The 15,227-nt window shown below is 43.9% G+C and carries 13 protein-coding genes; 9 read left to right on the top strand and 4 right to left on the bottom strand.

From position 1 onward, the window contains the following. Positions 1-22: 22 nt before the first annotated feature. Positions 23-1,093, bottom strand: coding sequence for an LPS export ABC transporter permease LptG (gene lptG / locus AB6D07_RS07415; RefSeq protein ID WP_017103680.1), 1,071 nt, complete (start codon positions 1,091-1,093; stop codon positions 23-25). A gap of 3 nt (positions 1,094-1,096) precedes the next feature. Beyond that, positions 1,097-2,197 carry an LPS export ABC transporter permease LptF gene (gene lptF, locus AB6D07_RS07410; protein WP_029223043.1) on the bottom strand — a complete coding sequence of 367 codons (1,101 nt, stop codon included), beginning with the start codon at positions 2,195-2,197 and terminating at the stop codon, positions 1,097-1,099. A 191-nt stretch (positions 2,198-2,388) separates the two neighbouring features. On the opposite strand from lptF, the gene pepA reads away from it, so the two are divergent. The 5 genes from pepA to AB6D07_RS07385 all read left to right on the top strand — a co-directional run bounded on the left by pepA (position 2,389) and on the right by AB6D07_RS07385 (position 9,045). Next, complete coding sequence (gene pepA / locus AB6D07_RS07405) at positions 2,389-3,909, top strand: leucyl aminopeptidase (RefSeq protein WP_017097529.1); 1,521 nt, start codon at positions 2,389-2,391, stop codon at positions 3,907-3,909. Positions 3,910-4,008: 99 nt separating this feature from the next. Continuing rightward, complete coding sequence (locus AB6D07_RS07400) at positions 4,009-4,458, top strand: DNA polymerase III subunit chi (protein WP_009847719.1); 450 nt, start codon at positions 4,009-4,011, stop codon at positions 4,456-4,458. 103 nt (positions 4,459-4,561) lie between these two features. Continuing rightward, positions 4,562-7,435, top strand: coding sequence for a valine--tRNA ligase (locus AB6D07_RS07395; protein WP_017103682.1), 2,874 nt, complete (start codon positions 4,562-4,564; stop codon positions 7,433-7,435). Between the two features lie 220 nt (positions 7,436-7,655). Further along, positions 7,656-8,060 (top strand): DUF2061 domain-containing protein, encoded by a 405-nt coding sequence (locus AB6D07_RS07390; RefSeq protein ID WP_017103683.1) that lies wholly within the window; start codon positions 7,656-7,658, stop codon positions 8,058-8,060. Between the two features lie 79 nt (positions 8,061-8,139). Beyond that, complete coding sequence (locus AB6D07_RS07385; protein ID WP_372091335.1) at positions 8,140-9,045, top strand: GNAT family N-acetyltransferase; 906 nt, start codon at positions 8,140-8,142, stop codon at positions 9,043-9,045. A gap of 94 nt (positions 9,046-9,139) precedes the next feature. Here the strand turns inward: AB6D07_RS07385 and AB6D07_RS07380 are convergent, their stop codons facing one another. Together AB6D07_RS07380 and rraB are read right to left on the bottom strand one after the other, a co-directional pair. Next, on the bottom strand, positions 9,140-9,937 hold the full coding sequence (locus AB6D07_RS07380) for a glycosyl hydrolase 2 galactose-binding domain-containing protein (protein WP_017103685.1): 798 nt from the start codon (positions 9,935-9,937) through the stop codon (positions 9,140-9,142). Between the two features lie 124 nt (positions 9,938-10,061). Beyond that, positions 10,062-10,478: a ribonuclease E inhibitor RraB gene (gene rraB, locus AB6D07_RS07375; RefSeq protein ID WP_017103686.1), complete on the bottom strand. Its 417-nt coding sequence runs from the start codon at positions 10,476-10,478 to the stop codon at positions 10,062-10,064. 577 nt (positions 10,479-11,055) lie between these two features. On the opposite strand from rraB, the gene arcA reads away from it, so the two are divergent. The 4 genes from arcA (at position 11,056) to pyrI (ending at position 15,105) form a co-directional block, all read left to right on the top strand. Then, entirely contained in the window at positions 11,056-12,276 is a 1,221-nt protein-coding gene (gene arcA / locus AB6D07_RS07370) for an arginine deiminase (protein ID WP_009847726.1), read from the top strand. Positions 12,277-12,431: 155 nt separating this feature from the next. Further along, positions 12,432-13,436, top strand: coding sequence for an ornithine carbamoyltransferase (locus tag AB6D07_RS07365; protein WP_017103687.1), 1,005 nt, complete (start codon positions 12,432-12,434; stop codon positions 13,434-13,436). Between the two features lie 265 nt (positions 13,437-13,701). Then, positions 13,702-14,631, top strand: a complete 930-nt coding sequence (gene pyrB / locus AB6D07_RS07360; RefSeq protein WP_009847728.1) for an aspartate carbamoyltransferase — start codon at positions 13,702-13,704, stop codon at positions 14,629-14,631. A gap of 12 nt (positions 14,632-14,643) precedes the next feature. Continuing rightward, positions 14,644-15,105: an aspartate carbamoyltransferase regulatory subunit gene (gene pyrI / locus AB6D07_RS07355; RefSeq protein WP_004735320.1), complete on the top strand. Its 462-nt coding sequence runs from the start codon at positions 14,644-14,646 to the stop codon at positions 15,103-15,105. The last annotated feature ends 122 nt before the right edge of the window (positions 15,106-15,227 follow it).

Below are 15,227 nucleotides of genomic sequence, written 5' to 3'. Positions count from 1 at the left end.
GCAATGCCTTCCTTTCTTCTATTTATAGTTTCCGCCTCAAAAGCATAATGGCAATTCCGAAGAACACCACGCTAGGGGCTATCGCACCAAAAGCAGGTGGTATTTGATAAACCAAGCTGATTGGACCAAAGAACTCGCTGGATATATAGAAAGTAAAACCAGCAATCACACCAGAGAGAATCCTTGCACCCATGGTCACGCTACGTAGAGGACCAAAGATAAACGACAACGCCATCAACATCATGACCGCTATCGAAATAGGTTGAGTAATCTTCCTCCACAAAGCTAGCTCATAACGTGCAGCATCTTGCTCTGATGCTTTGAGATAAGAAACATAATCATACAAGCCACTTAACGACAGCTCCTCCGGTTTCACCGTCACTATCGCGAGTTTGTCTGGAGCTAACGATGTTTCCCAAGAAAAAGTCGGTAAATTCTCTTTAGTGACCTGAATTTCATTCTCAAAAGAGGTGACCTCCACATCGCGCATTGTCCAAACGTTGTCTCCAACGTAATCGACTTCTTTTGAGTATATGGCCGTTTTCAGAGCCTTGTTCTCATCATAGCGCCACATGTTCAAACCATAGAGCTTATCATCGTCTATTTTAACAATGAAAATAAAGTCGTTGGCATCTCGAGCCCAAACACCGCTTTGAGTAGAAATAATACTACCACCAGCAACCGAGATGGTTCTTAAGTCACGAGCCATCTTCTGCGCTTGCGGAGCTCCCCACTGCCCAAGCAATGTCACTATCACCATTAACGGAATCGCAGTCTTAAGTACCGATAAACCAATATCTAACTTAGAGAAACCCGCGGCTTGCATAACCACAAGCTCAGAACTCGCAGCAAGCATACCAAGCCCAATCAATGCACCAAGCAATGCCGCCATTGGGAAGAACATTTCGATATCACGAGGAATACTCAATAAAACGAAATACAACGCTTGTAATAGATCGTATGTACCACGACCTACCTTCCGCAATTGCTCAACGTACTTGATAATTCCAGAGAGACCGACAAACGTCACCAATACCAGTGACGTGGTCGCGATGATGGTTCTGCCTATATATAAATCGAGAATCTTAAACACGGCTTAAGCCAACCTCTTATTCTTGAATTTTTCTTTCAAACGCCTAACAGGCACACTATCCATAAAGTTGGCACCAATCGCGACAAACAATAATAATGCATTGATTGGCCACATGCCTATTGCAGCAGGAATGTCCCCTTCTTCAATTGAAGATTTGGTTGCACTGATTGCCAAGAAGTAAGTCAAATAAATCAGGATTGCCGGACCTATTTTTGCAAAACGACCTTGTCGTGGATTAACTGCTGACAGCGGTACAACGAGCATAGTCAACAATGGGATACACAACACCAGTGACATGCGCCACTGCAATTCAGCCTTGGCACGATTATCTTGATTTCCAATAAGATCAATAGTTGGAATCGCTTCCCACTCTCGACCTTTCTTCTCTACTTCACGCTGACCAATTAAGCCTTCATACTCTTCAAAGTGCGTCACTCTATAATCAAGGCGAGAAGGCACTCCTTCATGACGAGTACCATCGTACATCACAATAACTTGGCGGCCATCGCTCAATTCTTTTACGTCTCCCGACTTAGAGAACATCACACTAGGAAGCACTGAGTCACGAGGTCGCATTTGAGAAACGAACACATTGTCTAATTGATTACCATCGATACCCTCGATAAACACAACAGAAGAACCATCGGGAGTCCTTGCAAATTTGCCTTTGGGTAGTAAATCAACACTGTTCTCTGCAGCCACTTCCTCATACATTTGTTCTACTTTATCTTGTGACCACGGAGACAGCCAAAAGGAGTTAAAAGCAGCGACAGTTGCGGTAATTAACGCCAGATAAAGTGCTGATTGGATAAGGAATTTATTGCCAATACCCGTAGCATTCATCACCACAATCTCACTTTCGGCATAAAGGCGGCCAAAAGTCAGCAAAATGCCAATATAGATACTAAGTGGAAGCATCAAGAGCCCCATCGCTGGCATATTTAGACCCACGATCGATAATACAAGGCTTGCTGGAATATCACCATCAGAGGCGTCGGATAAAACACTGATGAACTTTTGGCTGAGAAACACAAGAAAGAGAACAAAAAATATCGCAAATTGGCTCTTGATTGTCTCTCGGATCAAATATCTAACAATAATCACGCTCAAATTACCTATACAAAACTTGTTTTTTTGATTGAATCACTATAATTTCCCGTTGAACCTTTTATTTTTTAAATTTTTAGCTAAGTGTTAACGTTCTTCTTTAAGGTCAGTTCCATTATAGGATCCAACAAGTAAGAACCCATTATCCAACATTTAGTTCGATTTGTCTTCAGGATGTAGGAGTACGCATGGAGTTCAGTGTAAAAAGTGGCAGCCCAGAGAAACAGCGCAGCGCATGTATCGTTGTCGGTGTATTCGAACCGCGCCGCCTTTCTCCAGTAGCCGAGCAGTTAGATAAGATTAGCGATGGCTATATTAGTTCACTGCTTCGTCGCGGTGATCTAGAGGGTAAACCTGGCCAGATGCTACTACTGCATCAAGTACCTGGTGTACTTTCAGAACGTGTTCTGCTTGTAGGCTGCGGTAAAGAACGTGAGCTAGGCGAGCGTCAATATAAAGAAATTATCCAAAAAACCATCAGCACACTAAACGAAACGGGTTCTATGGAAGCAGTATGTTTCCTGACTGAACTGCACGTTAAAGGTCGTGATACTTACTGGAAAGTTCGCCAAGCAGTAGAAGCGACTAAAGATGGCCTTTACACTTTTGATCAATTCAAGAGTAATAAACCAGAGACTCGTCGTCCACTACGTAAACTGGTATTCAACGTACCAACTCGTCGTGAATTGAGCCTTGGTGAGAAAGCAATCTCTCACGGTCTTGCGATTGCTTCAGGTGTGAAAGCGTCTAAAGATCTAGGCAACATGCCACCTAACATCGCAAATCCTGCTTACCTTGCTTCTCAAGCTCGTCGCTTGGCCGATGATTACGAGACAGTGAAAACTAAGATCATTGGCGAAGAAGAGATGGAAAAGCTGGGTATGACTTCATACTTAGCGGTAGGCCGTGGTTCTAAGAACGAATCTATGATGTCTATCATGGAATATAAAGGTGCTGCTGACCCAGATGCAAAACCGATTGTTCTAGTCGGTAAAGGTCTTACTTTCGATTCAGGCGGTATTTCGCTTAAGCCTGGTGAAGGTATGGATGAGATGAAGTACGACATGTGTGGTGCGGCTTCTGTATTCGGTACAATGAAGGCACTAGCTAAACTGAACCTACCGATTAATGTAGTTGGTATCCTAGCAGGTTGTGAAAACATGCCAGGCAGCAATGCTTACCGCCCAGGTGATATCCTAACGACCATGTCAGGCCAAACAGTTGAAGTGTTAAACACGGATGCTGAAGGTCGCTTGGTTCTATGTGATGCGCTTACTTACGTTGAACGCTTTGAACCAGACTGTGTTGTCGATGTAGCAACACTCACCGGCGCGTGTGTGATGGCGTTAGGTCACCACATCAGTGCTGTACTGTCTAATCACAACCCACTATCTCACGAGTTAGTGAATGCTTCTGAGCAAGCAAGTGACAGAGCATGGCGCATGCCAATGGCCGATGAATACCATGAGCAACTAACGAGTCCATTTGCAGATATGGCAAATATCGGTGGCCGACCTGCTGGTACAATCACAGCAGCATGTTTCTTATCTAAATTTGCTAAAAAGTACCACTGGGCACACATTGACAGTGCCGGCACAGCTTGGAAGTCAGGCGCAGCGAAAGGCTCGACAGGTCGTCCTGTCTCAATGCTAGTCCAATTCTTATTGAACCGCAGCGGCCATGAGACTGAAGAGCAATCTTCAAAATAATAGAAAGGGCCTACGGGCCCTTTTTTAATAAGCGTTATTTGCTAGCTCCTGTTGACCAAGTATGATTGGTTTCCACGATTCCAAGTTCGAGTATTCAGTATGCAGACTGCCACATTTTACATTGTGTCTTCAGACAGCCCACAAGCCGGCGAAGAGGGTTTTGCTCACTACGTGTTGTTTCTTGCTCAGCATTTTGCAAAACAAGGCGCTAAACTTTATCTCAACTGTAACGATAAAGTTCATGCTGAGCGTATCGCTGAAGTTTTTTGGCAGGTAGAGCCGACTGAATTTATCGCGCACAACTTGGTTGGTGAAGGTCCAAAATATTCAACGAATATTGAGATAGGCCATCAAGGTGTCAAACCTAATTGGAACCGCCAATTGGTAATAAATCTGGCCGATAATCATACAACCTTTGCGAACGCCTTTGCTCAGGTGATAGACTTCGTTCCTTGCGAAGAAAAAGCTAAGCAACTCGCTCGAGAAAGGTATAAAATTTACCGTCAGGCTGGATATCAGCTACAAACTATCGAGATTCAACATCCATAGTCAAACCTCATAGTTAAAGCTATCTTTGGATTTAGATTCAAGAAGCTTCACTTATGAAGTTTGACCACGATTAACCATTCACAGTATCCGTTATAAGAGCACTATGGAAAAGACATACAACCCAACATCAATCGAACAAGCTCTGTATAAGACTTGGGAAGAGAAAGGCTACTTTAAGCCACACGGTGACACATCAAAAGAAGCTTACAGCATCATGATCCCGCCACCGAACGTCACTGGTAGCCTACACATGGGTCACGCGTTCCAAGATACGATCATGGATACACTTATCCGTGCTCAACGTATGAAAGGCAAAAACACGCTTTGGCAAGTGGGTACTGACCACGCTGGTATCGCAACTCAAATGGTTGTTGAGCGTAAGATCGCTGCTGAAGAAGGCAAAACAAAACACGACTACGGCCGTGAAGCTTTCATCGACAAGATCTGGGAATGGAAAGGCGAATCAGGTGGCACGATCACTCAACAACTTCGTCGTCTTGGTGCATCTGTAGATTGGGATCGTGAGCGATTCACTATGGATGACGGCCTATCAGCTGCGACTCAAGAAGTATTTGTTCGTCTATACGAAGAAGACCTAATCTATCGTGGTAAGCGTCTAGTAAACTGGGATCCTAAACTGCACACTGCAATTTCTGATCTTGAAGTTGAAAACAAAGACAAAAAAGGTTTCATGTGGCACTTCCGCTACCCACTAGCGAATGGTGTTAAAACCGCTGATGGCAAAGACTACATTGTCGTTGCGACTACACGTCCTGAAACTATGCTTGGTGATACAGGCGTTGCAGTTAACCCTGAAGATCCTCGCTACAAAGATCTTATCGGCAAAGAAATCCTGCTTCCTATCGTAAATCGTCTTATCCCTATCGTAGGTGATGAGCACGCTGACATGGATAAAGGTACGGGTTGTGTGAAAATCACGCCAGCTCATGACTTTAACGATTACGAAGTGGGCAAGCGCCATAGCCTACCAATGATCAACATCCTAACGTTCAACGGTGATATCCGTGACGCGGCAGAAATCTTCACAACGAACGGTGAAGAAAGCGATGTGTACTCAACAGATCTTCCAGTTAAATACCAAGGTATGGAGCGTTTTGCCGCTCGTCGTGCAACGGTTGCTGAATTTGAAGAGCTAGGCCTACTTGAAGAAATCAAAGATCACGACCTAACCGTTCCTTACGGTGACCGTGGTGGTGTGGTTATCGAACCAATGCTGACGGACCAATGGTACGTGCGCACAGCGCCTCTTGCTGCGCCTGCTGTTAAAGCCGTTGAAGATGGTGAGATCCAATTCGTACCTAAGCAGTACGAAAACATGTACTTCGCGTGGATGCGTGACGTGCAAGACTGGTGTATCTCTCGTCAACTTTGGTGGGGTCACCGTATCCCAGCATGGTACGACAACGATGGTAAAGTTTACGTAGGTCGCACTGAAGAAGAAGTTCGTGAAAAGAACAACCTTTCACCGGTAATTGTTCTTAAGCAAGACAACGACGTTCTTGATACATGGTTCTCTTCTGCACTTTGGACGTTCGGCACACAAGGCTGGCCTGAAGATACTGAAGCAATGAAAACATTCCACCCATCAGAAGTACTAGTATCTGGTTTTGATATTATCTTCTTCTGGGTTGCTCGTATGATCATGATGACCATGCACTTCGTGAAAGACGAAGATGGCAAGGCTCAAGTACCTTTCAAAACCGTTTACATGACGGGTCTTATCCGTGATGAAAACGGCGACAAGATGTCTAAGTCGAAAGGTAACGTACTTGATCCAATCGATATGATTGACGGCATCGGCCTTGAAGAACTAGTAGAGAAGCGTTGTGGCAACATGATGCAACCTAAACTGGCTGCTAAGATCGAAAAAGCTACGCGTAAAACTTTCGAAGATGGTATCGAACCGTACGGTACTGATGCACTGCGTTTCACTCTTGCAGCTATGGCTTCAACTGGCCGTGACATTAACTGGGACATGAAGCGTCTTGAAGGTTACCGTAACTTCTGTAACAAGCTATGGAACGCAAGCCGTTACGTACTGATGAATACAGAAGAGCACGATTGTGGCATGTCACTGTCTGTTGAAGACCGTGCAAACATGGAATTCTCTCTAGCAGACAAGTGGATTGAATCTCAGTTTGAAGTTGCAGCGAAAGAGTTTAATGCTCACCTAGACAACTACCGTCTAGACATGGCAGCAAATACGCTTTACGAATTCATCTGGAACCAATTCTGTGACTGGTACCTAGAGCTAACTAAACCTGTTCTTTGGAAAGGTACTGAAGCTCAACAACAAGCGACTCGTTACACGCTTATCACGGTTCTTGAGAAGACTCTACGTCTTGCTCACCCTGTTCTTCCTTACATCACTGAATCTATCTGGCAAAGCGTTAAGCCGCTAGTAGACGGCGTTGAAGGCGAGACCATCATGACTCAAGCGCTTCCTCAGTTTAATGAAGCTAACTTCAATGCTGAAATCGTTGACGACATCGAATGGGTTAAAACTTTCATCACTGCTATCCGTAACCTACGTGCGGAATACGACATTGCCCCAAGCCAAGGCTTAGAAGTAATGATCAAAGTCGCTAATGAGAAAGATGCAGCGCGTATCGAAGCAAATAAGAACGTTCTTACTTCTCTAGCTAAGCTAGACGATATTAAAGTTCTAGCCGACGGCGAAGCAACTCCGGCTTGTGCAACTAAACTGGTTGGCAAATCTGAGCTGATGATCCCAATGGCAGGTCTTATCGACAAAGATGCTGAGCTTGCTCGTCTAGATAAAGAAGTAGCGAAGACTCACGGTGAGATTAAGCGTATCGAAGGTAAGCTAGGTAACGAAGGTTTTGTTGCTAAAGCACCAGAAGCGGTTATCGCGAAAGAGCGTGAAAAGCTTGAAGGCTACCAAGAAACTCTTGTTAAGCTTGAAGAGCAAAAAGCGACCATCGCTGCGCTTTAAAGCTGAGTGAACGAGAAGACTTCGAACTTCTCGCTCTAAATAGAAAGGTTGGTCTTCGTGACCAACCTTTTTTTATGCCTCTCACTCCAAGTCTTATCGTCAGTCACTTATTTATTGATAGGTTTCATCTATCAAATTAATCTCTCCTTCCCATTAGATTTAATGATAATAATTCTCAATAATAGTTCTATCGAAACAACACAACGACTGAGTAATTATCATGAAAAAGACACTAACCTTTGCTGCATTACATTTTACTATCGCATTTAGTGTCGCTTACGTACTAACTGGCGACATCTTAATTGGTAGCTTAATCGCTATGATTGAGCCTTCTGTGAATACCGTCGCCTTCTATTTTCATGAAAAGGCGTGGGCTCAAGTTCCAGCGCTTAAAGCTCGTCAGTGGATGACAAAGTTAAAAACAGCAAGCTTCGCTACTATCCACTTTAGTGTTGCCTTTACCGTTGTCTATTTATTGACTGGCGACGCCTTTGTTGGTGGTGTGATGGCAACGTTAGAACCCGCTTTGAATACTGTGGCTTACTATTTCCATGAGAAGGTGTGGTTACGAAAAGCAGAAAGCAAAGCAGCACAACCACAGTTTTGTTTGCACCAACATGCTTAACCTAAACAGTTTACTGTTGATATGGTTGCGATTCGCAATTAAATTACAGTTGTACATCGCAACTATATTGAGAGGCAACATGACTTCAGCACAACTTAGAGAATTATCACGTCAACTCGTTCGACAGCTTGGAATGCTCGACAAAGATTGTGGTGTTATTGCCCTACCTCCGATTCAAGCTCATACACTGATTGAACTAGAACAGCAGCCATTAACCGTGAACCAATTAGCGGATAAGCTCAATATTGATAAATCCAACGCCAGTAGAGCAGTCAACAATCTAGCGAAGAACTCGTTAATTCAAACCTCACCACACCCCAACGATAAGCGTAGTGTTGTAGCATCAGTAACAGAGCAAGGGATAAACACTCTTGCCAAACTTCACAATCAACAAAATCAATTTTATGACTCGGTACTTGAGCGTTTAACGGAAGCGGAAACTCAACAAGTTTCGGGGGGAGTCGAGCACTACCTTAAAGCACTGCAACAAAGCCACGCTTCAATCGATGTGGTGGTTCGCCCCCTACAACAGCAAGACAACACCGTAGTGGCCAATGTGATTCGCCAAGTCTCTTATGAAAACGGGCTAACTGAAGATAAAGGTTATGGTGTGGCTGATCCCACCTTAGAAGACATGTTCAGTGTTTATAACAATGAAAGATCTCAGTATTGGGTGATTGAACTTGATGGAAAGGTTGGTGGTGGTGGTGGATTTGCACCATTAGCAGGTATGCCTGAAGTCTGCGAACTGCAAAAAATGTACTTATTACCAGAAACCAGAGGCAAAGGCTTAGCGAAGAAGTTGGTTAATATGTCGATGGAGAAAGCTAAGGAACTGGGTTATCAACATATGTATCTGGAAACGACCGAATGCCTTAATGCCGCCGTTAAACTTTACGAAAAATTGGGCTTTGAACACCTTGATTCAGCTTGGGGAGAAACAGGCCATGACGCTTGTGAGGTTGTCATGGCCAAAACGCTATAATGTGTTTTTGAAATAGGGTGATCGTCGGCAGTTCATTAGATGACAAGCGAGTGAGCAAATTGATTCATTACGTAACGGGCTAATTGAATAACCGCTAGTTACGCAAAAAGTTACTCACGCAAGAGGCTGGATTCAAGGCTACGAAAGAACTCTCTTCTTGCCCATCAAGTACCACTTCTAATTGATATAGATGCTTAGGGTTGGGCTTCTCAAGGTTAAATACCATGGGAGCCTCCACCTGAAACACAACGCCGGTATGCTCTGCGCGCACATCTATCGGCATTACGAGTGTCATGCCATTAAACTTGATGGATGCCGATATTAACCCCGGCTTTAGCGTTTGATAGATAACATCTACTTTGAACTCACAGCCACCGCCATGGTGCCAGATCTGCTCTGTGACAACTTGCTCTAGTTTGACGTTTCGAACGAACTGCAGGTATGGCGCTTGCCAAATCCCGATGCGCGAATCAGATTTAGCGACAACCTGTGAAGATACAGAATCATCCATATCCTCTTCAAGCAGCAGGCTCTCTTCTTCTTCAAGGAAAAGGATCTCAAAACGGTTTCGGCCAGACTGCATATAAGGGCGGATGTCTTTGCGATATTCAGCTTGGCTACCATCGCAATCAAACACGGCAACGCCATTGAGTCGCACTTCTGCAAAGTAGTCAACGCCTGCGACGACTAGCTCAACAAATGGGCACGCCAACATGGCATCATCCACTTCGATGTCATGCATCAGGTGCCATTCTTGCTCTGCGATTTCCTGTTCACTCAAGCTACTAGGGAGCTTTGAGCTTAATGGAGCAGGAAAGGTAATGTCATCTTGTGGGATAGAGAGATCCGTCAGTGGCGAAATTTGCCAAAGACCATCGAGAGGTAGCCGCATGTCATTCCTTGAGCTAGATCAATTTTGACCGCATTATAATGAATGAATGCATATAAAGACATTTATTTTTCTGAGGACAAAAAAATGCCAGCTCAAGGCTGGCATTCTTTAAAAGAGGGAGAGATTACTCTTCGCCTTCATCATCTTCGTCAGGGTAGATAGCATCTTCACCTTCGTAGTAAGTGCCCCAACCGTCGTAGATAATGTCAAATTTCTCTGCAAGATTTACAAGCTTCTCAACTTGCTCATCAATCGCTTCTGCGTTCAGAGTACACTGCATCGTTGCATCACAACAAAGTAGCTTGTTGCCATCTTCGTCTTCTGTCTCTTCAGCTTCAAGCACTTCAAAGCCCATTTTGAATGCTTCAACAACGGCTTTCTCAAGTACTGCGAAATCTTCAGCGAATAGGTGATGCTCGATATCGTATAGAGCTTCAGGATCGCTACCATCTTCGATTAGTGCTTCAATGATGTCGCGAGTCTCTCCTTTTTGAAATTCAATTAATTCCGCTACTGATAGATATTCATCTTCGTGAGACATGTGTCTGCTCCAGAGTGTTGACTATGAAAAGATCAAATTTGATTGCCACGAAATATGGCACGGATCGTCTAGAAAAGCCACCTAGATCAGGTGTAGAAGAGCAAGTTTATCGCTAGATAACAGAAGGGATATCAATTAAAAAGTGAAATCAAAATCACAGAAACAAATTTTCAACATATTATTAACCATCGTGTGTTTTAGCATTTCATTTTTATTGTTACTTTTAGCCTTACTCCTTCAAAATTGAGTGGTTAGTCATATCAGATGCATACTGCCGATCACTTCATCGATGCATAAAACCTCACTTATAAGTAAGTAACTGCATAAATTTTGAATGAAAAATCACGTTCACCAAGCAAAGTGGATTCTCAAATCACTGAAATTAGAGCATAGATCCGCAAAAAGTTTGTTCCAGAACTCAGCCTTTCGGTTGGGTTTTAATATTAACAATCCCATACAACTCAGCATTTAAAACCAAAAATATCAAAATAACACAACCTTTACACAAGTTTCAAAACTTGCATATTACGAACAAGCTTGTCATAAATAGACGCTGGATTAATAGTAAGGATGCAAAATGAGTAAGCTGTACGTTGGCTCCGAAGTCGGTCAATTAAGACGAGTTCTCCTAAATAGGCCTGAAAGGGCACTCACCCACCTCACCCCTTCTAACTGTCATGAGCTACTCTTTGATGATGTACTTGCAGTAGAAGCAGCAGGTGAAGAACACGATGCCTTTGCGACAACACTTCGTAACCAAGACGTTGAAGTGTTATTACTGCATGACCTACTGGTTGAGACACTCGCTGTAGCACAAGCTCGTGAGTGGCTGCTTAATACTCAAATCTCTGATTTCCGTTACGGCCCTACATTCGCACGTGATTTAAGAGAGTACCTTGCTCAAATGGACAATGAGCACTTGGCGACGATCCTACTTGGTGGTTTAGCCTATTCTGAGCTTCCTATTAAATCTTCTTCAATGCTACCGAAGATGCACCGCCCACTTGATTTCGTTATTGAGCCGCTACCTAACCATCTATTTACCCGCGATACTTCTTGCTGGGTTTATGGCGGTGTCTCTCTTAACCCTATGATGATGCCTGCTCGTCAACGAGAAACGAATCACTTGCGAGCAATATATCGCTGGCACCCTGTATTCGCGGGGCAAGATTTCATTAAGTACTTCGGTGATGAAGATCTTCATTACGACAACGCCAATATTGAAGGTGGTGATGTACTGGTAATCGGTAAAGGCGCTGTTCTTATCGGTATTTCAGAGCGTACCAAGCCACAAGGTGTCGAAAACCTAGCTGCGAGTTTATTCAAGTCCGGTCAAGCTAAAGAAGTGATTGCGATTGATTTACCGAAGCACCGCTCTTGTATGCACCTTGATACGGTCATGACGCACATGGATATCGACACATTCTCTGTCTATCCAGAGATCGTTCGCAAAGATTTAGACACCTGGCGCTTAACGCCAAAAGAAAATGGCGAAATGCGAGTAGAGAAAGCTGAAAACTACCTAACAGCGATTGAAGGCGCACTGGATCTCGATCAACTGAAGATCATCACAACTGGTGGTGATAACTACGAAGCTGAACGTGAACAGTGGAATGACGCTAACAACGTACTGACGGTGAAACCGGGTACGGTTATCGGTTATGAGCGTAATGTTTACACCAATGAGAAATACGACAAAGCAGGCATCGAAGTTCTGACAATTCCAGGCAATGAACTGGGTCGCGGTCGTGGTGGCGCTCGTTGCATGAGCTGTCCTATAGAAAGAGACGGTATTTAACTCAAGTAGTTCAGTAAAGCGAACACATAACTTATCTAGGCCAGTACCATTGTACTGGCCTTTTTTATCAAATTAATAAAATAACTATTCACAAATATAGCATTTTTATGTTTAACTAAGTTCTTCATTGATTCTATATACCCAAGGAGCGAGAGATGGCCTTTAATCTTCGCAATCGTAACTTTCTAAAACTTCTCGACTTTACTCCTAAAGAGATTCAGTTTTTACTCGACCTGTCTGCTTACCTTAAAAAGGCTAAGTATGCAGGTACAGAGCAAAAAAAGCTTAACGGTAAAAACATCGCTTTGATCTTTGAAAAAGCATCAACTCGAACTCGATGTGCCTTTGAGGTAGCTGCTTTTGATCAAGGAGCTCAAGTCTCTTATTTAGGCCCTTCTGGTTCTCAGATTGGTCAAAAAGAATCAATGAAAGATACCGCGCGTGTATTAGGTCGTATGTACGATGGTATTGAATATCGTGGTTTTGGCCAGAGTATTGTCGAAGATCTTGGCGCTTATGCTGGCGTTCCAGTGTGGAATGGCCTTACTGATGAGTTCCATCCAACTCAGATCTTGGCTGATTTCCTCACTATGCTTGAGCATGGTCGCGGTAAACATCTGCATCAAATCAGTTTTGCTTACCTAGGCGATGCACGCAACAACATGGGTAATTCTCTGTTAGTGGGTGCCGCGAAGATGGGTATGGATATTCGCCTTGTCGCACCTAAAGCTTTCTGGCCAGAAGAACAGCTTGTCGAAGAATGCCAAGCAATTGCGCAAAATACAGGTGCACAAATAACGCTGACTGAAGACGTTGCCGAAGGCGTAAAAGGTTGTGATTTCCTTTACACCGATGTTTGGGTTTCTATGGGTGAAGCACCTGAAGCTTGGGACGAACGCGTGGCTGTGATGACACCTTACCAAGTGAATATGGATGTCATAAAGCTCACAGGTAACCCTCAAGTGAAGTTCATGCATTGCCTGCCAGCTTTCCACAACAATGAAACCGTGATCGGCCAGCAAGTCGCAGACAAATATGGAATGAACGGTTTGGAAGTAACAGACGAAGTATTTGAGTCCGACTACTCAATTGTGTTTGATGAAGCAGAGAATCGCATGCACACCATCAAAGCAGTAATGGTCGCGACACTTGGCCAATAGAGAATAATGAAAGTAAACAAAGCTTGATGTAATCGCTTGCGCTCACAAATTGAAAGCGTATAATTCTCGGCAATTTGTCTGAGAGTAGTGAAAATGACGCCAAGCAATGTTGTGATAAAACATAATGATATTGTGAAGACACCAAATATTGCTCACAAGCTAGCATGCTTGCCAGGCCGTCTATTCTGCTTTTCAGCACTTTTTTAAAGCCTCCCATTATGGGGGGCTTTTTTATGGCCAATACATTATTGTGGGGAAGAAGATCATGGCGAATTCGCTCTATCAAAAGCACATCATCTCAATTCCAGAGCTTTCTCGTGAAGAGCTAGAATTAATTGTTCAAACGGCAGGTCAACTTAAAGCTGAACCAAACCCAGAACTCATCAAGAACAAAGTTGTTGCAAGCTGCTTCTTCGAACCTTCAACGCGAACTCGTCTCTCTTTTGAAACGGCTATTCAGCGCATCGGTGGTGATGTGATTGGTTTCGATAGCGGTGGTAACACGTCACTGGCGAAGAAAGGCGAAACGCTGGCAGACTCAGTACAGGTTATCTCTTCATACGTTGATGCTTACGTAATGCGCCACCCCCAAGAAGGCGCAGCGCGTCTGGCTTCTGAGTTCTCTAACGGTGTACCTGTGATTAACGCGGGCGACGGCGCAAACCAACACCCAACACAAACGCTATTAGACCTGTTCTCTATCGCCGAAACTCAAGGCCGCCTCGACAACCTTAACGTTGCATTCGTTGGTGATCTTAAGTACGGCCGTACGGTTCACTCACTAACTCAAGCACTAGCGAAGTTCGACAACATCTGTTTCTACTTCGTTGCTCCAGAAGCACTGGCGATGCCTGACTACATTTGTGAAGAGCTTGATGAAGCGGGTATTAAGTACCAACTGCTGACAGACATGGAAGATGTGATTCCAGAGTTGGATGTTCTGTACATGACTCGAGTTCAAAAAGAACGTTTTGATGAATCGGAATACGCGCACATCAAATCAGCGTACATCCTGACGGCTCCGATGTTGGAAAATGCACGTGATAACCTAAAGGTTCTTCACCCTCTTCCTCGTGTTGATGAAATTACGATTGATGTCGATAAAACGCCTTACGCTTACTACTTCCAGCAAGCTGAGAACGGTGTTTACGCACGTGAAGCATTGTTAGCCCTTGTTCTTAACGAAACGCTGTAGAGGAGAGATATCATGTCTAAAGAGACTCAATTAAAAGTTGAAGCAATCAAGAACGGAACGGTTATCGACCATATCCCAGCCAACATCGGGATCAAGGTACTCAAACTGTTCGACATGCATAACTCTAATCAGCGAGTAACGATTGGCCTAAACCTGCCATCCTCTGCTCTAGGCGGTAAAGACCTGCTCAAGATAGAGAATGTGTTTATCACTGAAGAACAGGCGAGCAAGTTAGCACTTTACGCGCCTCACGCGACCGTAAACCAAATCGAAGATTACGAAGTAGTTAAGAAGCTACCACTAGAACTTCCTGAGCAAATCAACGATGTGTTCGAGTGTCCAAACACCAACTGTATTACTCACAATGAACCCGTTGAAAGCAGCTTTAAGATCTTTGAAAAGAAAGAAGATATTCGATTGAAGTGTAAATACTGCGAAAAAGTCTTCTCTCGTGAGATCGTAACAGAAAGATAACGTCATACGGCAACGCCGATCGAACGCAAAAACTATTCAATACCTCGCCTGTGCGGGGTATTTTGCTCTTTACCTATCCTAAGTTTGAAGGCACACTAAAAATCGCTTTTTATCCAATAACT

Origin of the sequence: Vibrio sp. 10N.239.312.C11 (genome assembly GCF_041466065.1) — a bacterium.
Lineage (GTDB): Bacteria > Pseudomonadota > Gammaproteobacteria > Enterobacterales > Vibrionaceae > Vibrio > Vibrio tasmaniensis_A.
The sequence above is the reverse complement of the archived record's forward strand: the minus strand, read 5'-3'. Positions and strand labels throughout refer to the sequence as shown.